The organism is Allomuricauda sp. M10, from assembly GCF_020782875.1.
GTDB lineage: Bacteria > Bacteroidota > Bacteroidia > Flavobacteriales > Flavobacteriaceae > Flagellimonas.
On record NZ_JAJGBN010000005.1, the window covers coordinates 101618 to 124736 of the forward strand.

Below are 23119 nucleotides of genomic sequence, written 5' to 3' on the forward strand. Positions count from 1 at the left end.
GCAAATATGGAAGAATTAAGATGGATTTGGATAGTATCTAGTTTGGTAATTGGTGCAGGAATCTCCTATTTGGCCAATCGGTATCTCATATATGGGTTTGTGATATGGTTTTGGGGCATTGTTCTTTTGGCCGTGGCCAATGGTTTACTTTGGGGATGGGATGTTTTTATTAAGGGGTCATTGGCCCTTTGGTTGCCGCTGTTTTTTATCCATGTGGTGATCTATGGCCTTATAGATCACTATAAAGACGATAAGAAACCCTCCAAAGTTTTTGAAGTGAAAATGAGGGTAAAGGGTAGGCCCTTGGTGTTGGGTAACATTCGGCGTGGAGTGTCGGTGATGGCCTCTGCAGGGAGCGGAAAGACAGAGAGCGTCATCTATAATTTTTTGAAGCATTTTCAAAAGGAGCATTTCTCCGGGGTCATCCATGATTACAAGGATTTTGAGATCACCGAAATGGCTTTTCCGCTATGGGAGGGGGAACAGATCCCCTTTAAGATTGTTTCCTTTGGCCCCATCTATAATCGGGTCAATCCAATAGCTCCCCGATACCTGCCCGATGAGGAAAGTGTGCATGAGGTGTCCCGGGTGCTGTTGGAGAACTTGATGGAACACCGGGACTCCGATGAGAACAGTACTTCCCGTTTTTTTAAGGACGCAGCGGAAGGTTTGATTAGCGGGTTGATATGGCGTTTGAAGATTGACTATCCGCACTATTGTACCTTGCCTCACCTCATGGCCGTTTTTCAACAATTGGCCACCAAAAGTTTGATTAAGTTTTTAAAAGGAAACATCACTTCGCGGGCCATGGCGGATGCCTTTATCAGTGGTATTGGGTCGGAACGACAGACAGCAGGGGTGCTCAGTACCCTGGCCAATGGTTTTAAAAAGATCAGTACCCGAAAGATTTTTATGGTGCTATCAAAGGATGAGATTTCCTTGGATATCAATAATGAAGACCACCCATCCGTCATTGCCTTGGTGAACAATCCCCAAAAGGATGCTTCCCTTTCCCCAGTGATCGCTACCATCATCCATACGATATCCAAACAGATGAGCCAACGCCATCGGAAACCTTCCTTTATGTTGTTGGAAGAGGCCTCGACATTACGGCTATTGAACATGCACCGGATACCGGCCACACTAAGGAGTTATGATATTGTGAGTGTGTATGTGCTGCAGGACAAGATCCAAAATGATATGATGTACGGAGAGAAGGCCAGTAAAGCGATACTCTCAAATCTGTCTTATCAGTTCTTTGGAAAGGTGAACGATCCGGACACGGCGAGATATTATGAAAGGTTCTTTGAGTTGGTCAAGATTCCCACTCGTAGTGTGAGCAAGAGTTCGGGGTTGAACCTGGAACGACGGATAACGGAAGGTGAGAAGGAAGTATCCAAAAGGAGGGCCGAGGTGTTCTTTCGGTTGAAACAAGGGGAGTTTGTGGTGTTCGCCGATGGGAAGGATAGGAAGGTTCAGTTTCCAAAGCCTGATATCCTAAAGGGATTGCCCGAGCCGTTGGGGATTTCAGAATTGGAACTCGAACAGCATTACCTAAAAGTGCATCATGATATTGGGATGATTTTTCAATGATCAAAATTGTTATAATTTCTCTTGATGAAATCCAAGGTAAAGCCCGGGCTGATTTCTATTGAAAAAATTGCAATGTTTTGGTAAGTCAGGTATTGATTCAGCTGGAGCAATAAATCGTTTTATTGCTCTAAGGGTTTGATTTTTTTTATCATTTAATCCTCAAGGCGAGGATAGGTTCCATATCAACCCACTCTTCGAAAGAGTTAGTTTCCTTGTACTGAACAACTCTTTCATAATTAACCAAACCTGATCGGTCAATGAAAATGATCTTTTGGATTGACTATCAATTTTCATCAAAAATCCGGTGATTGCTATTTTTTCAACAGAAACCTCCTTGTCGGCCAATTTCAAGAAGAGTGGGGAGCTAATGGGATAAACTATAGTATCGGTTCTCAATAATTTACCTCTGCGTTGCATTTCTTCCGAGAATTCCTTCAGATAATTGACAAAGGGTATTTTTCTTCCTTCCAAATCGTACAATTCGGCATAGTACATTGCCCTTATTTCCCTTTCACTAGCAATGATGGAGCTGCCCAGATCAATGCTCGTAACATTCCCGCGTATGACCTCAATATTGAAATGAATGTCCAAAGTGCCAATTTCTATTGTTTTTTGGAATTCGCCATCATTTTCCTCGGCTTCTCTTAGTTCAACAAGTTTTATGCCTTCATGCTCAGCAAAGGTTTGTGAATCTGGGGTAAACCCTGCCTTACAAACAATTATTCCGCTAGTTATATCTGAATCCTCCATTATCTTGGAAAGCTTCATGACAACATCTTTATTGACCTTCCTATTCCAATATTTACATTCAATCGCGGTAAGTAATTGGCCCTTGCCATTGGATTGTTCAGTTAGAACGTCTACTTGATGTTTCACACCCGATTTCCCTTTTACTTTAAATTTCCGTCCATAACCTTTTACTTTAATCCCATACTGTGCACCAAGGGACGCATAGATGTATTTTGTGATGGCTTCATATTGTTCCCAGTCTAGCTCGTTTTTGGCCATAGTTTTCGGTTTGATGACAATATTGCTTAAAACACTTGCTGGTTAATTACTGGTGTAACCTATCTTCCTATACTTTGGTCCTGCAAGTCTCATCAATCAATTACGGTCATTTTTTTAAGCTTGCGGGTAACGGTCTTAGCTATGCTTAGTGCGGGATTTCAAGGCACTTCACTTTCCGCTTAGCAGTTAGTTTATTTAATGTAATTGATTTCATATTAGCACTCTAGCCCGCATTACGTATAGCCAATGTGGTATGCTGGCTTTTTTCATATTGATTTTTTTAGCGATTCATAATGTTTTTGGTCAAGTTTCAAAAGGTTAATCAGTTCATTACAAGCAGTGGGAAGAACCATAATAAGTTCATCGTGTCTCGTTGCCTTTTCAAATGTTGTAAAGTGTGAGAAGTGGTTAAGAGTTTTGAAATTATTTACATCATCCACTAATTGAACAATTCTGTTTTCTACACTATCGGGTTCATTAGGTATTTTCATTAAGGTATATATTTCTAAAAACCTTCTTAAGGCATTTGGAATAAGTATATCGTAAACATCTCCACCGTTGTCAATAGCTTGTTTGTATTTATAAATAAGGCTAAAAAGGTAAATATATTCTGATTTGTATCTTTTTAATGTTTTATCCAAACCTTTAAGAACAGAATTGTCAGCGTCTATTTTTTGAACTTGATAAAATCCGAAATTTGGTATTTCTTGTTTTTCTCCTGTCGTTGGATTCGTTATTTTTTTCTTTTTGTTAAGCTGTGTTGAATCTCTTAAAAATGAAAAGAATTCAAAATTGTGCGTTGAAATAAATAATTGCTTAAAGCAATTCACAACCTTGTCTGGATTATCTACATCTATATTAATTCTAAAAAAATAAGAGTTTATAAGAGAATATACTTGTGAAATGTGATTTGTGTCTAAACTTGAAATCGGGTCATCAATAAAGACGATTGTTTTCCGCATTTCTAGTAACCCAAGACTTTCTAATTCTACTAAAAAATAAGAGAAAGCAATTGCTGTTTTTTCTCCTTCACTTAAATTTCTTGCTGGCCTTGTTTTACGCAAGAGAATAAATTTATCTTCTCCAGTAACATCAATTTCTATATCATTTCGATTAAGAAACCTTTGTATGAATTTATTTAATTCGTCTTTACCTTTTGTAATTGTTTTTAATGAATCAAGCTTCTCTTGTTTTAGGCCTTCCTTTGTAGTAATATAGTGAGCATATAGTTTTTGCCAATTTTGTGCATTTTGGCACTTTTCTTTTTTGTCAAAATAATTTTCGCTTTTTAAATAGTCGGCAATAAGGTGCTTTTTTAATTTCTCTCGTGCTATATCTCGCTCTGTTTCAAAATTGGATATTAGAGAATTATGACTTTTAATAACTTCATTAACTTCCAAAAACCAATCTTCAATTTCCTTTAAATCGTATTCGGTTTCTACTATTGAAATTTTATTAAAGATATTTCCGTCTTCTTTTCTGTTAAGTTCGCTTAATAAGTGATTTAGTTCGGTTAAATATTTTGATTTGATGGAGTTATAGGATTTAATGTTTGAATCAATTGTCTCCCTAACTTTTTCAGTGAAGTCATTTTTACTTTTGGGTATTTCTATTGAATTAATTGCAGTAATTTCTTGATTAATCAAATCCCTTTGTGCAGTTATTCTATCTCTTAAATCTTTAGAAGCATTTGAAAAATAATTATTTAGAGAAGTTATTCTGTCATTAGTTACGTCATTGCCACAAAAAGAACAAGTATTTGAATTTTCTTCAAATTTTAAACCGTCCTTTACCCAACTGTATAAATCCTTGTTTTTTTCTAGAATTTCTATGACAACATCTTTAGCAGGTTCTTCTAAAAGAAGGTCATTAACCGTAGTTTTGAAATCTTGCAGTTTAAATTCAATTTCAAATTCATTAAAAGGTTGATAGTCATTAGTGGAATTTGATAAAATTTTTAATTCTTCAATTTCCTTGTTTTCTGCTATAACTAGCGACTCAAGATTGTCCTTTGTAATTGAATTTAAAGTCACTTTAAAATGACCTTTGTCAAGTGGAATGGTATTATTTGAAATAATTAATCTAATCGATTTACTTTCTTCTCTAAATCTCCAATTTTCATATTCATTATAAGAATCAATAGGTGGTTGAGTTGAAATTTTTCTAGTTTTTGCATATTCAATTATTTCTTCCAACTTCTCAATTTCACTACGGATTGTTGTGTTTTCTCCTACGTCAAAAGCAATAGGTTCTCCTAATTCAGTTCTTGAATCCCAGGTTAGCTTTGAGTCAACATACTCCTTATTGAAAATAAAAACTCTTTGGTCATAAGTCTCTAAATTGGCACTATCAAATTCTTGATTGTTTTCTAGTCGAAGTTTGAATTTTGCATCTGGATAATCTATATGAATTGCTTTATCTCGCAGTGAACAAAAAATTCTCGATAAGGTGGTTTTTCCTGAATAATTCCAACCGTATATAACATTTTTCTCCTTGAAATCTTGAAGAGTAGAATCTCTATTCCAATTAAAGTCATTGAAAACTCCAAATTTTTCTATGGTAAGTATTCTTTCTATCATTTGGTTTTTTCAGCTTGCATACAACGGTCTCGTATAACCGTCAGTTACGGGATTGTGGGATGTATTGTTGGTTGGTTTACAATGTTCCGTTATTCCGGAAGGATTCGGACGTAGTCGAATCCGCCGTAATTGCGGTTATACATTGTTGTGCATAGTGCTTTTTACCCATACAGATTAAGTTCCAAATTTTCAATTTCATAACCTAGCTTATAGTGTGTTATGTGATTAAGTTTTGTCCAAAAAGGTGTAAATTCCTGGTTTGAAATGCCACAATTTTTTCCAAAATAGATATTGGTTATTTTAATTTGTGGGTTTTCCGTAAAATAGGAAGTCCCAACATCTAATCTTCTGTCAAATTCTGGCTTATCACTTTTTACAAAGGGGGATTCATTGTCAACCCAGACCTTAAGTCCAAAATAATCCGTTTCTCTCGGTCTTCCTTTCTCTAGTCTAAATTCTGTATTGCAAAATTTCTCATATGCTTCTGTAGTGTTAAAGGGGAAATAGGTTGACAATCTGATTTCTACTTCTCTTGAATAATCGGGTTTTTTATGAAATGCGATTAATTTTCCCAAATCGATATAAGTACTTGCATTGGGATATTTTTCGTGAAATGTTTTTAATTCCTTTTTCATTTCTAAAAGGTTTTTCGGAATTTCATAAAACACCTCTGAAAGCATAAAATTATTCCATTCGTTAGGATCATTTACAATTTCAAATTCAATTGCTACACCTTGATAGTTTTTTCCATATTCTTTCCAAAGGTTCTCATTTGCTAATTCTGATGCTTTGCAAAACGACAATGTGTATAAGTATTTTTTTGAATAATCGATTTGATTTTTGTCTATATTCAATTTTTCTGCTGCATACGCAAATTCATCTGAATCTGATGAGTTATGCAAATTATAAAGTCTTATTTCTCGATAGTTTATTATGGACATTAAGTTTTGAACAGAAGTCCAATGAATAAATTTTTTGTTTCCGCTGAAGTAATACTGACTTTCAGAAAATCTATCGTTTTTATTCGACAAACGAGCATTAAATGACATTTCACTATACCCATTACCGACTATCATTCTGTTGGGGATATATTTATGAAGAATTGACATAAATTCATCACTTATTTTGTCCAAATACTCTTCTTTATTCATTTATTTCTGCGGTTTGTAGGCATTATGCACAACTAGCTTATATACTCAACTTTCTTGTGTATATGCCACCAATTTGGTCATGTTATTCACAAGTTCTGCAATTGAGTGCAAAGCATAGCTTTGTTAATATTCAAAAAATCTTTAGGGGGAGTATGAGTACTAAATGTAAGAATTTTCTAAAAAATCGGGGAGTACAAAAAGATTTAACCGTTATTTTTTATAATACTGGTTGCGATTGTGGCTCTTAATAACTTCTAATCTACCTTCGTCAACCAGCCGCCGGAGAATGGCTGAAACATTTGATGAAGATGATACTACACCAAAATCTTCTTTTAATTTAATGACGACTTCACTGTTATATCTTGGTTTCTTAAAAAAACCTTGATTTATGGATTCAATTAATCTTGATGTTAATCTTGTTTTTTCCTTTCTTGTTGAAGAAAGGATGAATCTGGGTTTAAATCCAACATTAAAATCAAGAACATCTTTAGGTTGAATGTTGATTGCAAGACATATTTCAATAAAATAAGACAAAGAAGTTTCTTCCCCAGATTCTACATCTGAAATTTTCTTATAAGTAAACCCGGTCATTTCAACAACATCCTCAATTTGGAGTTTTTCTTTCTCCCTTTGCTTTTTTAACCGTTTACCTATTGCTTTAAGGGCACTTGTCTTCTTATATCTAGACATAAGCCAAAGTGAGCAATAGAATCAGAGACAAAAAATTACATATAATATAATTTTGTCTTTTAATTCCAATTGTTTATGTTTGGAGTTAGAAATATATTTGCGATACTTCGTGTAAAAACATTTGAAGCAATCGCTTTGAATCTCTCGCTAGAAAACTGGTAATTTTTGCACTAGAGACGATAAGCAGATTGGCTCACGACCCGGGCGTGAGCTCTTCTTATCAGTGCAAGGTATACCAGTACCGCTAGCGGGTAAGTTGAGTTTCACGCCCAACTTTTTTCATAGCGTTTGATTTCTTTTGCTTTTCGGGATGTCGCCCAACCAGCGGGTTATGGGAAACATTTGGCAACTTTTTCATGTAGGGTTCACTTTGTGTGATTGTCCTGTTTTTGGGACTTCACATTCAGTGTTCGATATCCTATTTAAAAAGAAACCAAAGAACCCCGTATAATCCCAAGACTAGGGTTGTGGGATACCCGTTACACTGATTTTTCGGTTCGCAATATCCTTTAGTCCCACAACTAACGACTACACTTTTTGGGTAACCGACCCAGCACGAAATCATGGTCTTTTTTGGTTAAGGAATCCATTTCCATGGGCTTTTTTCCCTTGGACAGGATGGCCTTTGTCCGAACCTTGATGCCCTTCTGGAAGTTACGACTTTCCCGTGGCTTTTTTGGGTAGTGTGATGAACAACTAACAAAGAAATCAAACGAACTCAATTTATGAAAAAATCAAAATCACGCATGTACAGGGTTTTCCTGTTCATGTCACTATATGTCTTTTTAATGCCTTTTTTCGCGAACACAATGCAGGCGGGCACAGTCTTGGAACCACCACAAGTCACTGTTTCCGGCACCGTGACCGATACTTCGGGGAATCCCCTGGCCGGGGTGAACCTTGTGGTGGAATCCAAGAATATTGGAACTATTTCAGAATTAGATGGTTCCTTTTCTATCAATGCGGGTCCTACAGATGTGCTTATCTTTTCCATGGTTGGTTTTAAATCCCTTACTGTCCCGATTGAGGGTAGGGAACAAGTGATTGTCCAAATGGAAGAGGATGTCACTGTGTTGGGGGAAGTGGTCCTCAATGCGGGTTACTATACCGTCTCGGAGCGGGAGAGGACCGGTTCCATTGAAAGGGTTGAATCCATTGATATTGAAAAACAGCCGATTTCCAATCCCTTGGCGGCTCTTCAAGGGCGTGTGGCCGGAGTTGAAATTGAACAGGTTTCCGGATTGCCGGGTTCCAATTTCAAGATACAGATCAGGGGTCGGAACAGTATCCGTTCAGGGGCCAATGAACCCCTCTACATCATTGATGGTGTTCCCTATGCCTCCAACACCTTGGGGGAGTCACAGGCATCATTGCCCTTACCCGGTGGGGGGATAAGCCCTTTGAACAACATCAATCCTTCCGATATTGAAAGCATCGAAATCCTCAAGGATGCGGATGCCACGGCCATCTATGGGTCCCGAGGGGCCAATGGGGTGGTGCTGATCACAACAAAAAAAGGGAATTCTGGAGCCACCAAAATTGAGGTGGGCCTGCAAACAGGCTTGGGAAGAATTGCCAACAAGGTCGATCTTTTGGATACACCGGGGTATCTGGCAATGAGGAGGGAGGCCTTTGCCAATGATGGCATTGATCCCATCCCTTTCTACGCCTTTGATGTGAACGGGACCTGGGACATGGACAGGCATACGGATTGGCAAAGGAAATTGTTCGGCAATACCTCCTATCTTACCGATGTCCAAGGCTCCATTTCGGGGGGAAATGAAACCACGCAGTTCTTGGTCAGTGGCAACTTTCACAGGCAGACCAGTGTCTTTCCCGGGGATTTCAACAATGATAAGATCGGGGTATTGAGCAATCTGGGCCACAGGTCCGCGAACGATCGATTCTCCATACAGTTGTCCACCACCTTCAGTGCCAACAAGAACCGACTTCCAGGGGACGGATTGTTGGTATTGGATGCCCTTAACTTGGCTCCCAATGCCCCGGAGCTATATACGGAAGATGGCGTGTTGAACTGGGAGAATTCGACTTGGAGCAATCCCTTGGCCAAGCTTCATGGCAACTACACCTCGGATGGGAAGACATTGATTTCGAATGCGCGCTTGGAATATCGCTTGGTCGATGGTCTAAGGGCCAGTGCATCCCTGGGCTATACGGAAAACCATCTTCGTGAGTTGACAACCGTTCCTTCCACGATCTATGACCCTGCCTATGGGATAGGGCCGGAGGCTTCCTATGCCGTGCACAATACAGGGGAAAGGACTTCCTATATCATGGAGCCACAACTTCACTATGACCGTGATTTTGGTGTGCTACGATTGACCACATTGGTCGGACTAACCTTTCAGGGGCAAACAACGCAAAGACGTTCCCAATTTGCCTTTGGGTTCACCAACAATGGCTTGATGGACAATCTATCGGCGGCCTCCAGTCAATTCCCCATAGCGGATGTGACCGAGGAATATCGGTATCAGGCTCTTTATGGACGGGTGAACCTGGCGGTGAAGGATCGCTACTTTTTGAATTTCACCGGGCGGCGTGATGGTTCCAGTCGGTTTGGGACCGATAAGCGCTTTGCCAATTTTGGTGCCATCGGGGCAGCCTATGTTTTTTCAAGGGAAGCGTTAATCCGACAAGGGTTTCCAATGCTGAGCTTTGGAAAGCTTAGGGGGAGTTATGGTACCTCCGGCAGTGATCAAATAGGGGACTACCAATACCTGGATACCTACTCCTTTGGTACACAACAATACCAAAATACCATTGGGCTGTACCCCACACGATTGTTCAACCCGAACTTCAGTTGGGAGGAAAACAAGAAATTGGAAGTTGCCCTGGAACTCGGATTTTTTGATGACCGGATATTTTTGAGCGGTACTTATTATAGGAACCGCTCCACCAACCAATTGGTGGGGATACCCCTTCCGGCGACCACGGGATTTTCCTCGGTGAATGCCAATCTGAACGCGACGGTGGAGAATACGGGATGGGAGTTCGAACTGAAGACGGTCAACATCAACGGAAAGAATTTTTCTTGGTCCACCGGGCTGAACCTTACCGTTCCCCGGAACCGATTGGTTTCATTTCCCGATCTGGAAGGTTCCACCTATGCCAATCAATTGGTGATAGGCCAACCGTTGAACATTTCCAAGGTATATCGGTCCAATGGTGTCAATCCGGGGACAGGGTTGTATGAATTCGAGGACTTCAATGGTGATGGGGTCATATCAAGCCCGGAGGACCGACAAATGGTAATGGACCTGAACCCATCCTTCTATGGAGGCCTTACCAATACGGTCACTATCGGGAAATTCAAATGGGATATGCTCTTTCAATTCACGAAACAACAGGGTAGTGGGTATTGGACCCCGGGCAATATCATTGTGGGTGGTTTGGCCAATCAGCCAACGTCTGTATTGCAACGTTGGCAGCAGGAAGGGGATTTGGTGCCTTTCCAACGTTTTTCCACAGGGGCATCCCAAGAGGCAGCCCAAGCTTTCCGGCAATATACACAGAGCGATGTCTCCATTACCGATGCTTCCTATATCCGATTGAAGACACTCTCCCTGTCGTATCAGCTTAGGGAAAAAAAGCACCACGGATTTGGCTGCGAGCTATACCTCAGGGGACAGAACCTGTTGACCCTTACAGGATATGATGGTCTGGATCCGGAGACACTGAGCAATCAGGCCGTTCCACCATTGAGGGTGGTGACCTTGGGCACAAGACTAACTTTTTAAACAAAACAAGATGAATACAAGAAATATATTGACTTGGTTGCCAAAACATATCGTTGGCCTTATGGGTATGATCCTTCTGACCCTTTCCTGTGAGGACTATTTGGAAGTGGATCCCCCAAAGAACCAGTTGACCGGTGAGGTGGTCTTTGAGAATGCCGCAACTGTGGATGCCGCTTTTGCACACATTTATGCAGAACTCAGGGAAAATGGTTTTACAACCGGGGGTACACAAGGACTGTCCTACCTAATGGGGCATTATTCGGATGAATTGGAGCTTTACAGTTCCTCCCTTCCGGCTGTGCTCAATTATACCAATAATACCGTGCTGCCCTCGGACAACAGTGTCAAGAACCTTTGGGATACTGGTTATGGACTTGTCTATGCGGCCAATGCGCTACTGGAGGGCGTTTCAAGCTCCGGTTCCCTGACGGAAGGCGAGAAAGGGCGATTTCTCGGTGAAGCCTATTTTATAAGGGCCTTCATCCACTTCCATTTGGTGAACCTCTTTGGGGAGATTCCCTATATAATGACCACGGACTATGACGAAAACAAGGATGTTGGTAGACTGGAATTGGCAATGGTCTACCAAAACATTGAGGACGATCTTCTGCTGGCAAAGGAGCTGCTTGCATTATCAGCAACCGATTTCGAAAGGTTTCGTCCGGATTATTGGACCGCATCCGCCTTGTTGGCCCGGGTATACCTGTACCAAGAAAATTGGCAATTGGCGATTGATGAGGCCTCGGCTATCCTAGGTGATAGCGCGTATGCACTCAATACTGATATGGATAGGGTGTTCCTAAAGGATAGCCCGGAGACCCTTTGGCAACTGGGACCCGGCCTTCCGGGGAACAACACCAAGGAAGCGTTCACCTTTGTGATCGTGAACGGACCGCCTCCCAATTCGGCATTGACCCAGTCCCTGATAAACAGTTTTGAGGAAGGCGACGCGCGATTGGAGCAATGGGTGGGGTCGGTCACGGATGGATCGGAAACTTGGTATTTCCCGTACAAATACAGTGAATATGTGCCGACGGCATCCACCCAGGAATGTTCCATCATCTTTCGATTGGTGGAACAGTATCTGATTTTGGCGGAAGCCAATGCCCAATTGGGAAATCTTGGTACTGCCCTGGAATTTTTGAACACGGTTCGCGGCAGGGCCACCTTGCCTTTTCTCGACAACTTGGACCAGGCTTCGCTATTGCAAGCCGTTCAAGCGGAACGAAGGGTTGAGTTTTTTTCCGAACAGGGCCATCGGTTCTTTGATCTCAAACGCACCGGTAGGGCCGATGCTGTATTGGCGCCTATCAAACCGGGGTGGGAGAGTACGGACCGATTGCTGCCCATCCCGGAATCGGAACTGCTGTTGAACCCCAATCTATTGCCGCAGAATGAAGGGTATTGAGGTGCATATAGGTCTATTGAAAATATACATGAAGCATCGATTTTTGTTTTCATGCATTGTTTGGTTAGCGGTCTGTCCCCTCTGGGGGCAGGCCAATTTTGGCATCAAGGGCCATTTGGAAAACGAACGCCTTCTGTTGGAACTGGATTCCATCATATGGGATGTCCCGGTACTGTTCGTACGCCATGGCAAAGGCCAACACCAGGTGGTCTGGTCCAGGGAAGGGAACCATGTCCTTTTGACACTGGACAGAGTACGTTCGGCATTGGGATTTTACCTTCCCATTTATGACAATTATGTCATAGAATCCCATATCCTGGGGCGTTTTCCCATCCTAAAGGAACGAAGCCACGGGGGTTCTGTGTTTATCGATGCCACGGAACTGTTTTTACAGACCCCGATAAAATGGGGGTTGGAGGGCCCTGAGACCGTGCATATCGACCAGTCGTACATAACGGATGTGTCCTATTTGGACAAGGAGACCATAATCCGGACCAAACGGACTACTGCGTATCGCAATTCCAGAAGGACCAAGGAGGTGTACTTCAGTTTCTTTGCGTTGCCAAATCCTATGGTGCCACGATTGTTTGACCATAGGATGGCCTTTACCTACGAAGACCAATACGATATCATCAATGAACAGGTTAAAACGGAGATCGGCAGCATTTCACGCTGGCGCTTGGAAAAAAAGGACAAAGGAGCGGTTATCAGCGACCCCATCAAGCCCATTGTCCTTTATCTCGATCCCAAGACCCCCGATAAATGGAAGCCCTATATCAAGGCCGGAGTACTGGAGTGGTTGCCCGCATTTGAGAAGGCAGGTTTTAGCAATGCCATTGAAGTCAGGGAATTACCGCGAGGCATTGGTGATCATATTGAAAACAGCGTCAATTATTCCATGATCCGATGGGCGAAGTATGTGGATGTAAGGGGAAGCCAAATACGGGGAGGGTCCTCGGTGAGGAAGATCGTTGATAAACGTACCGGGGAAATCTTAAAGGGGGATATCCTTTTGGCCAATCCTTTCCCAAGCCTTACCGATGATTATATCGTGCGCTGTGCCCCGTTGGACCCAAGAGCGCAGCAATATCCCCTGCCGGATGATCTTAAAGGCGAATTGTTGCAGTATGTAACGGCACATGAAATGGGCCATATCCTGGGCATCCGGGATGCGAATTTTGGGGAGTTTGCCTATCCGTTGGAGCGCATTCGGGATGCCGAGTGGTTGGAAACCATGGGACATACCCCGAGCGTGATGAGCTATTGCAGGCATAACCATGTGGCCCAACCGGAGGATGGCATACCGGCCCATCTTTTGATCCAAAAGGTGGGACCCATGGATGCGTTCCAGATACAATGGGGGTACGGTCAGATTGCAGGGGTGGAAAGTCCGGAAGTCGAAAGGCCCTATTTGGACACCCTTGTGGGCCAACAGGACAGTCTGCCTTGGTTGCGTTATAACCTTGGAACCTTTGAAACCCTTGGTCCCGGTAGTGCGAATGAAGTAGTGGGAAGTGATGATCCCATAAAAAGTACGGTGCTGGGCCAAAAAAATCTTCAAAGGGTATTGGAGCTGTTGCCGACCCTGAACAATAATCAAAGGGATGATGAACTTTTGGAACGGTTATATGACCGGAGCCTGGAATTATGGTACCATCAAATGCTTCATATCCTATCCATGATCGGGGGATACGAAATCCAATACAAGACCGGGGCACAGAACGGTCTTGTTTACGAACCCATTCCAATGGAGGACCAGATACAGGCCATGGACTTTCTGTTGCAAAATGTCTTGGACACCCCTGATTGGCTGTCCCATCCATCGTTCTTGTCCAGGATTCGTTACACTACAAATGCGGATAAATTGTTTGAATATCGGGTAAAACTGTTGACCGATATGATAAATCCATTACGTATCAGACGATTGGAACAAACGGAACTTTCCGGCAGCCATTCGGGATTGATCCAACAATTGGTCCTGATCCTGGGGTCACGGCTTTTCGGTGACCTGGAAGAAATGGACGGAGGAAAACGAGATCTTCAAATGACCTATCTGTCCCTGTTGTCCAAGGTCTTTCCAACGGATAACTTGAATGCCAGTGGTAACCTTGGTATCGATGGCTATGGATACGGAAGTTATGTGAGGAGCATATTTTATGTGCAGGCCCAAGGCATTCAAAAACTGTTGAAAAAGGGTCTTGGAAAGAAAATCGATTCGGTGGACAAAGCGCATTTGGAACTGTGCCTTTTAAAGGTAAACGGTATGCTGAGGGTGAACCGTGGGAATTGAAAAAAGAAAGGAGCCTTTCCAGGCTCCCTCTTTTTTGATTAATTGGGTGTGACCCTCTTCAAAGGAATGCTACAGACGGTTGCCCCCGGAATTCGGTATACCTGCTTTCCTGCATAGGTACACATATAATCCCCATCCAAGGAACAATCCAAGTTGTTCACCTCTTGACATTTGGGTGACTGGGTGGCATCGAACACATACCCTTGGGTAATGGCTGCGTCATCAGCTGCTGCGTCAACAGCAGTAAAGGCACTTGTGGCAATGGCAAATACAATGGCCATGACCGGAATAATGAATTTGATCATTTTTGTTTTCATAATGAAATAATTAATAAATGTTAGGATCTACTCTGTTGTACGGGTTTTCGATCTTCTCCCGCTACTGGCCAGTAGGTAATCTTTGATGTTTAGGTTGTTTGTCAATATGGAGCCATCAAAATAGGGTTCACGGGTCTCATATACCGAGATCTGTGTGTCCAACAATGCCACCAGATAACCCTCGTGGACGGCAAATTCCCTTACTTTGTGTTTTTTGATGTCGTAGATGTAAAAACTATATTCATAGGATCCCTTGAGATAGTCGTATGCATCGACGATCGTGGCCTCGTCCAACATTTCCTCACTTTCATTTTTGCCCAGTCGGTCCGAAACTATCAGCAGTAGATTCCGGGACATACAAGTTGCCTTATTGATGAACAATGGTAGTGATTTCATGGAGACATCGCCCTTTAGGTTCGGTTCAGCAAGTGAAATTTGGGCGGTTTCCACCGTATCTATGGTTCGGTGCCGATGTAGGCCCTTCATTTCAAGGTTCATCGTCATGAATTGGTTCCGGTAATAATACACATAGCCCAGCTTTGAAGTTTCCTTGGACAGCACCATTGTCCCATCCACATCGAAAATGCCGTCAATCTGCGCTTCCAATAGGGTAGTGTCCAATGTTACCTGAAAGCCGGTTGTTTTTTTGATGATTCCCAAAGTTGATTTTTGCGTCTTTGAACTAATGGTCCGGATGAACATTAGATGGCTGTCGACAGGAACTGCCCTATCGAAAAAAGCTGCTCCTTCCATCCATGCATAGGCCTTCCATTCTCCTAATCTGCCACGAAGGATAAAGGGCATGGTCCCGTCCATGACAAAAAAATAGGGAGGGAGTACCGAAGTATGTATGGAACGGTAACGTAACCCGTTGCCCGATGGTGTTAGGCGGATGGGCAAGGTGTCCCTTGTCCTCATGTTGACCTGTAACAAATGCCATGGGGCCGAACGATTGCCCAAATAAAGAAGGTCCCGGTCAAACCCGGCAATGTAATAGGAGTTATGGATCACATCCAAATCGTATAGTTTCGTGATGGGGTGTGGTGGATATCTGCGGATGAAGGCATTGTTGCGGTGCACCTCTTGTTCGGATGAAAGGAACAGGATGACCATTAGACCAATGCTTAGTCCCATGGTTCCGAAGATTTTGATGTAACTGTTGTTCGCTATCATGTTGGTATTGCTTTTGGTGGGAGTTTGGGGGTGGAGAGAAGAATGGCCAAGGTCACAAGGACGATAAAGAAAGCGTTGAAGATGATATGTTCGGTCCACCCCATGGCTTCCAGTACACCTCCACAGGTACAGGGGATGTAATCACTGAAGTTGAGGACCAGTACAATATAGGTAGTGAACATGGTCATCAGTCCCAAAGTGCCATAAAGGGCGATCAGACGGAACCTATCCGCCAGTATCAGAAATGCGAGTATATATTCCGTCAAGGGAACCAACCAAACCACCCATTCCGCGTAAGCGGTCAAAATGGGGGATTGGCCCAGTTGTGTTTTAAAGTTTTGGAAATCCCATAGTTTGCTTGTGGCTGCATAAATGAACAATATGGAACAGAGTATACTGACCGCATAGGGAATCCAGACCTGTAAATGTTTTAAACCTTTCATATCCTTTGGATTGATATGACAAAGTTCGGGAGTCGGATTTACTTGAAACGGAGCATTCCTTGACGCAAACGGAGTAATTTGCCCATTTTGAGGGTGTTACCCCCTCAAATCACTGGGTGATTTACCATACTTGTCCCTAAATGCCCTGGAGAAATGGGCCGCACTCTTGAAGCCAGTCAAATGCGCGATTTCTTTCAAGGATAAGTTGCTATGCTGGATCAAGGTCTTCGTCTTTCTTAAACGTTCATGGGTTAGGAACCGAAATATGGTAGTGCCATAGAGTTGTTTGAACCCATACTTCAATTTGTATTCGTTGGTGCCCATTTGTAGGGCAAGATCTTTTAGCAAAGGTAGATTCTTGTCCAAGTTGTTGATGATCATATCATGGACATCCCGGATCATTTCAATATCCTCAGGTGTCAGCGTGACTTTGGGCTCTTTTATGCCCTTGGTCACTTTGAGCGTCTTTTTGGGCAACTCCGTCCCAAAGGGCTCTCCCTTGGAGAAGAAAACCGTGTCCAATAGTATTTTCTGCCCACTCCCGTCCAAAGATCGGAATACTGATATATGGCAGTCCTTACCTAACAATAGCCCGTCTTTGGTTATAAACTCCAAAAACTGGACAGTTTCAGAACGTTCCCTTTTCAAATGTTTGACCATTTTCTTCGCCCATACTTTTTGGGAACCCTCGGTCATAAAATCGGTAATTGGTTTTCCAATGATTTCTTTTGGCAATGTGGACAATAGCGAGCAGGTACTGTTGGTGACCATTTCTATAGTACCATAGGTATCCATCAGAAAGGAAAGTTGGATGATGCATTGTGGGGTGTTGTGTGCGTTGGCAAACCCTTGATGGATAAAGGAGGCCCTGATCTCCTCGTTGACCATATTGAGCATCACGACCAAGGATGCGACATTGTCATTTTTATGGGTGGGTTCCAAACTGTAGAAGAAATTGCCACGGGCCATTTCCAGTAACATCCGTTGGATGCGCTTTACCCTAAAATCGTCATTGTTCGGCATGGTTGTCAGGTTTAGTAGTTAATAACTGGAGTCTCTTTATTTGTATAGAAGCATAGGTTATTTTATGGATTTTAAAAAGGCCAAGGCCTCTGATTTTTTGACAAAGGATCGGGTGGGGACCGACTGAGCATGGGTCCATAGATAAATGGAGCTGATCACATCGGTTACTGGGGGATCGATCAAGAAGGCCAAGGCCTTAACCCATTGTGAACCCTCCAAGGCCAAATAGTCCCGGGCCGGTTTATTGACCCTTCTTACTTCACGAATATCACAGAGAACGGGCATTTCACGGCCATTTTGGAGCATCATTCGGTCCCTGACGATAAGTTGCGCTGCCTTTAGGTCGATACAATGGTCTTTTTTGTATATGATGTGCAGCAACTCATCGGTCATCAAATAAATGGCGTATTTGTTTTCATGTGATTTTTTCATGTGGTGAAAACTGGTAAAACCTTGAATTTACAAAATTAATGGAACTCGATTCGGTCATTAGATTCATTACCCTTAAATAAAGGTATTTGACTTGACTTAAACGGAATAATGCTTGATTGAAACGGAGTATATCATTATTGGATAGCATCTAATCTTACAATTGCCATTACTTTTTAGTACAATTTAAATCAAACAAAATGGCAAAGATCAAGCACCACAACTTTTTGAACACCGTACATGAGGTATTTACCGATGCCAAGAACGCAGGGGTACTGCACCTCTATGCAGGGGGAGCATTCTTTTCGGGCAGGACCATTGAGGTAGAGGGGAAGGAACTGTACCACTTTGGTACTACGGGTTACTTGGGATTGGAACAGGATCCCAGATTAAAAAAGGCCGCCAAAGAGGCCATTGATAGATATGGGACACAATTTCCCTTATCCAAATCCTATATCTCCAATCCGTTGTATGAGGAACTGGAAAACTCGATTTCCGAAATGTACGGCTATCCCATTGTCATTACAAAAAACAGTACCCTTGGGCATTTAGGGGTCATCCCCAGTGCAGTGGACGATGAAGACGTAATCATTTTGGACCACCAAGTCCATTGGAGTGTACAGAATGCGGCCAAAATGCTAAAGACACGGAGTGTGCCCATCGAGATGATCCGACACAACCAATTGGAAATATTGGAGGACAAGATTAAAAAATACCAACATTCCAAAGGTAGGATTTGGTACATGGCCGATGGCATTTATTCCATGTATGGGGACTATGCCCCAGTCAAAGAACTGATGGGGTTGGCAAAGAAATATCCACAGTTACATTTTTATTTTGATGACGTACATGGTATGAGTTGGGTGGGAAGGAATGGTACCGGATATGTGTTGGACCAGTTGGGAGAATTGCCCGAGAATGTATTGCTGTTCGGGACATTGAGCAAGACCTTCGGGGCCAGTGGAGCTGTTCTGGCCTGTTCCAATGCTTCGATGTACGATAAGATCAAGACCTTTGGTGGACCCTTGACCTTCTCCGCCCAATTGGAACCGGCTTCGGTTGCCGCAGCCATGGCCTCAGCACAAATCCATCTATCCCAGGAGATTTATGGGTTACAACAAGAATTGAGGGAACGCATAAATTATTTCAATGATTGCCTTTCGATAACGGATCTTCCCTTGATCGATAGAAATGAATCACCGGTGTTCTATATCGGGACCGGTATGCCCAAAACCGGATACAATTTTGTGAACCGTTTGATGGTGGAGGGCTTCTTTGTCAATCTCGGTATCTTTCCTGCGGTACCTGTAAAGAATACAGGGGTAAGGATTACGATTTCAAGGCATAACCAAAAAGAGGAAATCAAAGCATTGGTGGGAGCCATGGAATATCATTTTCCAAAGGCATTGGAAGATACCCAGACCGATGCCCAAAGGGTATTCCACGCCTTTAAAATGGAACCAAAGACCCTAAGTGGACCGAAAGTATCCTCTGAGCTAAACATTGAAGTATTCGATACCATTGACCAAGTTGAAAAGGAAGAATGGAACCAAAGTTTAGGTAGGCAAGGGGTCTATGATTGGGATGGCCTGAAGTTTTTGGAGGAAGTGTTTCATGGCAATCCTAGGAAAGAACATAATTGGTTGTTTCGATATGTGGTCATAAAGGATACTGATGGGATACCCGTATTGATGACTTTTGTGACCCTTTCCCTTTGGAAGGATGATATGTTGGCACAAGCACAAATTTCTGCTGCCATTGAAGAGGAAAGGAAAACCGATCCCTACCATTTGTCATCCACAGTCCTGTCCCTAGGCTGTTTGTTCACGGAAGGAGATCACCTGTATTGGAATGCATCACATGCCTTGGGTATGGAGGCAAGGAACAAGCTATTGGAAACCTTGGAAAAACTGGAACTCCAGTCAGGGTCCAAGATGACCGTGTTACGGGATTTTAGTGAACAAACGTCATGGAATGAACCGCTTTACGGTCAGGGATTTTTAAGGGTACAGATGCCCAATTCCTGTTCTGTTGACTTAAGCGAGGTGGATTCCATGGAAGATTATTTGCAAAGATTGTCCTCCAGAAACAGAAGACATTTCCGAAAGGATGTCCAGCCGTATCTCGATAGGGCAAAGACCATAGTTCTTCCTAAGCTATCCAAATCTGAACTTGATCAGGTCAAATCCTTATTTGGGGAAGTACAGTCAAGAAATTTGGGACTCAATACCTTTTCCTTTCCGGACTCCCTGTTTGAAAAGATGAACGAAAACCATTTGTGGGAGTTTATTGTCCTTTGTTCATTGGACGAACCTGAAAAAATAGTGGGTGTAATGTTCTGCTATACCAACTTGAAGCAAGTATATGTCCCTGCTTTTGTAGGTATGGATTATGATGGTCTGAAAGAGTTTGCCATTTATCGCCAGTTGCTCTACCGGACCATTGACCGGGCTATTGGATTGGGCATTCCCAAAATCGATTTTGGGTTGACCGCAGCCTTTGAAAAACGGAAACTTGGTGCAACGGTAGAGAAAAAATATGCCTATCTCCAGACCAATGACAATTTCATTTTGGAATTGCTCGGAATCATGGAAGGCCAGCATTAATGGGAAATCGTCATGAAATACCAAAAGCTGCTATCGGAATTTGAAGGCCAATTGGATGCCTTGGAAAGCGGGAACGGGGATATCCTTTTCAAAGCGGAAAAGGGTATCGTTCTTGTGGAGAAAAGTATCCGTAAACTCCAAAAACAGATTACCGGCAAGACCTTCGAGACCCAAGCGGACGAAATCTACTTCTTCAAGCACGTCAAGCCCCAAATCTTTAGTAAGCTGATCTATTATGTCAAATTGTTCAATATCGAGAGCAAGCGGCCAAGGGGAATCAATGCAGCGCAGATCAAATACCTTCAGCACCAGATCGATAAGTTCCAGACCTTTTTCAATGACAATCTGGAATTCTATAACTATTACCGTCGTGGGGCAATGTCCCTGGATGAACAATATTTTGTCAGGGGGAACCGAGACCTTAGGCTACCCCTTGAATCCTTCCACTTTCTGATCGATGACCAGTTCTCCACCTGTCAGGATGGGACCGTGGCAACGATCATGGCCTATGACATGCTCATCGTATACCTGAGAAAGGAGGTGGATGACCTACAAAACAATTTAGAACCCCAAAAGACCATGACTATGGAAAAACCTTCAAAACTGTTCTGGACCGGCAACAAGACCGATCTGATCGAACTTTTATATGCACTCCAATCCAGCAAATGCATCAATAGTGGTACCACGGACATCAAAGAGTTGGCCTCGCATTTTGAACATTTTTACAATGTGGACCTTGGTAACTACTACCATACCTTTATTGATATCAGGTCCCGAAAGGTAAGTAGGACCCGGTTCTTGGACAAACTTATTGAAATGCTCCAACAGCGCATGGAATCCCTGGATGAATGATCCTTTGTTTTTCCCAAGTTGGTACCAACTTGGGAATTTTGGTATTCGGAGGTTCTGGCTTCCCATTTTTCCAATTTTTACGAAGTTTTTTGAGCTCCCAAAGTCCATTCGAAAACAAACGGCACCATATTTTATGAAATAAAAATCGTTCCCAAGTTGGTACCAACTTGGGAAGTTTTTCCAAAAAGCTTTTTCAGTTTTGCCTTGAAAGTCAAATCAGTGGATGGGCCACCAAATGACCTTAAAATCATGCAGTGGCCCTTCCTTTTAAAACAAAACACATGGGAGCTACCATCATTACCACCGAAGATCTCATGGAGTTCAAAGTGGAACTCTTGGAGGACATCAAAGCACTATTGAAAGATCAAAATGGACACCAGGGCAAAAAATGGCTCAAATCCAATGAAGTACGTGACCTTTTGGGTATATCTCCGGGTACACTCCAAAACCTCAGGATCAATGGGACCCTGCCCTATACAAAAATAGGAGGGGTGCTATACTACGAATACCACGAAATCATGGAAGTGCTGGAACAAAACAAGGTCCATAACCGAATTTAGGGTGGAGGACGTCAATTATATCAAACACCTGAACGGGGTGTTTGCACAATTTGCCAAGGACAACCGTTTGAACCCGACCCATATCAGTTTGTATATCGGGCTCTTCCAATTGTGGAATCAAAACTATTTTGTGGTCGAGTTCTACATCAGTAGGGAAGAGGCCATGGCCTATGCCAAAATCGGGTCCAAATCGACCTATCACCGGTGCGTCCGAGAGCTGAGCCATTGGAACTATATCCTGTATTCCCCATCTCACAATCCCTATAAGGGCAGCCGGATCAAGATGTTCGATTTTGGGACAAGTAATGGACAAGTGCTGTACCCCAACCATACCGAAATCGGGACAAGCACTGGACAAGCAGTGGTACCTATAAACAAACATATACAAACCATAGAAAACCCAAAAAACAATAACAAACAGGCAGATTTTAAAAATTCAGAAAATCAAGATTTGAAAAATGGGGTCAAACAAGATCAAACTGTCCATGCTGAGCGCAGTCGAAGCATCCCATACAAGGACAACCTAAAGACCACCAAGCACAAAGACTACAACCAACCCCTGTGAAGTACAACGCCCCACATATCATTACCGAAGGAGCGATCCAATATCCATTGGGCACCCTCAAGGGCAGGGAAATCTACTACGATTTTGAAAAGATCCTGATCTATCTCGACGCGAAGGGCAAGCTCCTATTCGGCAAAAAGTTCAAGATCCACCGAGAGGACCGGGAGATTCTCTATAAGCTCTGCCTCTACTTTATCCAGGATAAGGCTCGTTGCGCACAGTTGGGCCTCGACACCAACAAAGGTCTTCTCCTCTCCGGGCCTGTGGGATGTGGCAAGACGAGTCTTATGAAATTGTTGAAGCATATCGTTCCCCACCAACGGCCCTATGAGGTCATCCCCTGTCGGAACATTGTCTTTGGCTTTAACCATATTGGCTATAAAACCATTGAGGACTATGGCAATTCCCAATTCTTCTGTTTCGATGATCTGGGCGTTGAACCCACAGGACGGCACTTTGGCCAGGACTGCAATGTCATGGGTGAGATATTGCTCTCCCGTCACGAGCTCTTTGTGAATGACAAGCGAAAGACCCACGCCACCACCAACCTCAATGCCCAAGAGTTGGAGGAACGTTACGGCACCCGCGTCCGATCTAGGATGCGGGAACTCTTTAATTTGGTGGGGTTTGATAGAAAAAGTAAGGATAAACGGACATAAGTTTTAATTTTGTAC

18 protein-coding genes are annotated in these 23119 nt (G+C 42.9%); 9 read left to right on the forward strand and 9 right to left on the reverse strand.

All coding sequences use genetic code 11. The annotated features are described in order from the left end of the window. Positions 1–6 precede the first annotated feature (6 nt). Positions 7–1593 (forward strand): type IV secretory system conjugative DNA transfer family protein, encoded by a 1587-nt coding sequence (locus LKX84_RS13485; RefSeq protein ID WP_228237689.1) that lies wholly within the window; start codon positions 7–9, stop codon positions 1591–1593. A gap of 159 nt (positions 1594–1752) precedes the next feature. On the opposite strand, the gene LKX84_RS13490 is transcribed toward LKX84_RS13485, so the two are convergent. The 4 genes from LKX84_RS13490 to LKX84_RS13505 all read right to left on the reverse strand — a co-directional run bounded on the left by LKX84_RS13490 (position 1753) and on the right by LKX84_RS13505 (position 7021). Further along, positions 1753–2601, reverse strand: coding sequence for a restriction endonuclease (locus LKX84_RS13490; RefSeq protein WP_228237690.1), 849 nt, complete (start codon positions 2599–2601; stop codon positions 1753–1755). A gap of 266 nt (positions 2602–2867) precedes the next feature. Then, a complete protein-coding gene (locus LKX84_RS13495; RefSeq protein ID WP_228237691.1) occupies positions 2868–5180 on the reverse strand; it encodes an AAA family ATPase in 2313 nt (770 codons plus the stop codon). Between the two features lie 161 nt (positions 5181–5341). Further along, entirely contained in the window at positions 5342–6331 is a 990-nt protein-coding gene (locus tag LKX84_RS13500; protein WP_228237692.1) for a DUF2971 domain-containing protein, read from the reverse strand. A gap of 210 nt (positions 6332–6541) precedes the next feature. Then, positions 6542–7021 carry a helix-turn-helix domain-containing protein gene (locus tag LKX84_RS13505; RefSeq protein WP_228237693.1) on the reverse strand — a complete coding sequence of 160 codons (480 nt, stop codon included), beginning with the start codon at positions 7019–7021 and terminating at the stop codon, positions 6542–6544. Positions 7022–7746: 725 nt separating this feature from the next. Between LKX84_RS13505 and LKX84_RS13510 the strand changes: the two genes are divergently transcribed. Genes LKX84_RS13510 through LKX84_RS13520 form a run of 3 tightly spaced genes read left to right on the forward strand, consistent with a single transcriptional unit; the run spans position 7747 to position 14477 of the window. Next, positions 7747–10779, forward strand: coding sequence for a SusC/RagA family TonB-linked outer membrane protein (locus LKX84_RS13510; protein ID WP_228237694.1), 3033 nt, complete (start codon positions 7747–7749; stop codon positions 10777–10779). A gap of 10 nt (positions 10780–10789) precedes the next feature. After that, positions 10790–12187 carry a RagB/SusD family nutrient uptake outer membrane protein gene (locus LKX84_RS13515; protein WP_228237695.1) on the forward strand — a complete coding sequence of 466 codons (1398 nt, stop codon included), beginning with the start codon at positions 10790–10792 and terminating at the stop codon, positions 12185–12187. Positions 12188–12215: 28 nt separating this feature from the next. Further along, positions 12216–14477, forward strand: coding sequence for a zinc-dependent metalloprotease (locus LKX84_RS13520; RefSeq protein WP_228237696.1), 2262 nt, complete (start codon positions 12216–12218; stop codon positions 14475–14477). 38 nt (positions 14478–14515) lie between these two features. Here the strand turns inward: LKX84_RS13520 and LKX84_RS13525 are convergent, their stop codons facing one another. The 5 genes from LKX84_RS13525 to LKX84_RS13545 form a co-directional block, all read right to left on the reverse strand. Then, a complete protein-coding gene (locus LKX84_RS13525) occupies positions 14516–14794 on the reverse strand; it encodes a DUF6520 family protein (RefSeq protein ID WP_228237697.1) in 279 nt (92 codons plus the stop codon). 27 nt (positions 14795–14821) lie between these two features. After that, complete coding sequence (locus LKX84_RS13530; RefSeq protein ID WP_228237698.1) at positions 14822–15967, reverse strand: hypothetical protein; 1146 nt, start codon at positions 15965–15967, stop codon at positions 14822–14824. Then, a complete protein-coding gene (locus LKX84_RS13535) occupies positions 15964–16410 on the reverse strand; it encodes a MauE/DoxX family redox-associated membrane protein (RefSeq protein ID WP_228237699.1) in 447 nt (148 codons plus the stop codon). Before LKX84_RS13535 ends, LKX84_RS13530 begins: the two co-directional genes overlap by 4 nt. Positions 16411–16506: 96 nt before the next feature. Next, on the reverse strand, positions 16507–17433 hold the full coding sequence (locus LKX84_RS13540; RefSeq protein WP_228237700.1) for a helix-turn-helix domain-containing protein: 927 nt from the start codon (positions 17431–17433) through the stop codon (positions 16507–16509). Positions 17434–17490: 57 nt separating this feature from the next. After that, positions 17491–17865 (reverse strand): hypothetical protein, encoded by a 375-nt coding sequence (locus tag LKX84_RS13545; RefSeq protein ID WP_228237701.1) that lies wholly within the window; start codon positions 17863–17865, stop codon positions 17491–17493. Positions 17866–18062: 197 nt separating this feature from the next. On the opposite strand from LKX84_RS13545, the gene LKX84_RS13550 reads away from it, so the two are divergent. The 5 genes from LKX84_RS13550 (at position 18063) to LKX84_RS13570 (ending at position 23104) form a co-directional block, all read left to right on the forward strand. After that, the gene (locus LKX84_RS13550; protein ID WP_228237702.1) at positions 18063–20468 is read left to right on the forward strand and encodes an aminotransferase class I/II-fold pyridoxal phosphate-dependent enzyme; all 2406 of its coding nucleotides are present in this window, start codon (positions 18063–18065) and stop codon (positions 20466–20468) included. Positions 20469–20480: 12 nt separating this feature from the next. Next, the gene (locus LKX84_RS13555; protein ID WP_228237703.1) at positions 20481–21320 is read left to right on the forward strand and encodes an RteC domain-containing protein; all 840 of its coding nucleotides are present in this window, start codon (positions 20481–20483) and stop codon (positions 21318–21320) included. 281 nt (positions 21321–21601) lie between these two features. Further along, positions 21602–21880 (forward strand): helix-turn-helix domain-containing protein, encoded by a 279-nt coding sequence (locus LKX84_RS13560; protein WP_228237704.1) that lies wholly within the window; start codon positions 21602–21604, stop codon positions 21878–21880. Position 21881: 1 nt separating this feature from the next. Next, positions 21882–22445 carry a hypothetical protein gene (locus LKX84_RS13565; RefSeq protein ID WP_228237705.1) on the forward strand — a complete coding sequence of 188 codons (564 nt, stop codon included), beginning with the start codon at positions 21882–21884 and terminating at the stop codon, positions 22443–22445. After that, positions 22442–23104 (forward strand): ATPase, encoded by a 663-nt coding sequence (locus LKX84_RS13570; protein WP_228237706.1) that lies wholly within the window; start codon positions 22442–22444, stop codon positions 23102–23104. The genes LKX84_RS13565 and LKX84_RS13570 overlap by 4 nt, the downstream gene beginning before the upstream one ends. The last annotated feature ends 15 nt before the right edge of the window (positions 23105–23119 follow it).

Excerpts from the sequence above, each read along its gene's own strand:
- LKX84_RS13540 (WP_228237700.1), bottom strand. The coding sequence starts at position 17,433 with ATGCCGAACAATGACGATTTTAGGGTAAAGCGCATCCAACGGATGTTA.
- LKX84_RS13520 (WP_228237696.1), top strand. The coding sequence starts at position 12,216 with ATGAAGCATCGATTTTTGTTTTCATGCATTGTTTGGTTAGCGGTCTGT.
- LKX84_RS13560 (WP_228237704.1), top strand. The coding sequence starts at position 21,602 with ATGGGAGCTACCATCATTACCACCGAAGATCTCATGGAGTTCAAAGTG.
- LKX84_RS13530 (WP_228237698.1), bottom strand. The coding sequence starts at position 15,967 with ATGATAGCGAACAACAGTTACATCAAAATCTTCGGAACCATGGGACTA.
- LKX84_RS13525 (WP_228237697.1), bottom strand. The coding sequence starts at position 14,794 with ATGAAAACAAAAATGATCAAATTCATTATTCCGGTCATGGCCATTGTA.
- LKX84_RS13515 (WP_228237695.1), top strand. The coding sequence starts at position 10,790 with ATGAATACAAGAAATATATTGACTTGGTTGCCAAAACATATCGTTGGC.
- LKX84_RS13510 (WP_228237694.1), top strand. The coding sequence starts at position 7,747 with ATGAAAAAATCAAAATCACGCATGTACAGGGTTTTCCTGTTCATGTCA.
- LKX84_RS13505 (WP_228237693.1), bottom strand. The coding sequence starts at position 7,021 with ATGTCTAGATATAAGAAGACAAGTGCCCTTAAAGCAATAGGTAAACGG.
- LKX84_RS13555 (WP_228237703.1), top strand. The coding sequence starts at position 20,481 with ATGAAATACCAAAAGCTGCTATCGGAATTTGAAGGCCAATTGGATGCC.
- LKX84_RS13500 (WP_228237692.1), bottom strand. The coding sequence starts at position 6,331 with ATGAATAAAGAAGAGTATTTGGACAAAATAAGTGATGAATTTATGTCA.
- LKX84_RS13485 (WP_228237689.1), top strand. The coding sequence starts at position 7 with ATGGAAGAATTAAGATGGATTTGGATAGTATCTAGTTTGGTAATTGGT.
- LKX84_RS13535 (WP_228237699.1), bottom strand. The coding sequence starts at position 16,410 with ATGAAAGGTTTAAAACATTTACAGGTCTGGATTCCCTATGCGGTCAGT.
- LKX84_RS13545 (WP_228237701.1), bottom strand. The coding sequence starts at position 17,865 with ATGAAAAAATCACATGAAAACAAATACGCCATTTATTTGATGACCGAT.
- LKX84_RS13550 (WP_228237702.1), top strand. The coding sequence starts at position 18,063 with ATGGCAAAGATCAAGCACCACAACTTTTTGAACACCGTACATGAGGTA.
- LKX84_RS13490 (WP_228237690.1), bottom strand. The coding sequence starts at position 2,601 with ATGGCCAAAAACGAGCTAGACTGGGAACAATATGAAGCCATCACAAAA.
- LKX84_RS13495 (WP_228237691.1), bottom strand. The coding sequence starts at position 5,180 with ATGATAGAAAGAATACTTACCATAGAAAAATTTGGAGTTTTCAATGAC.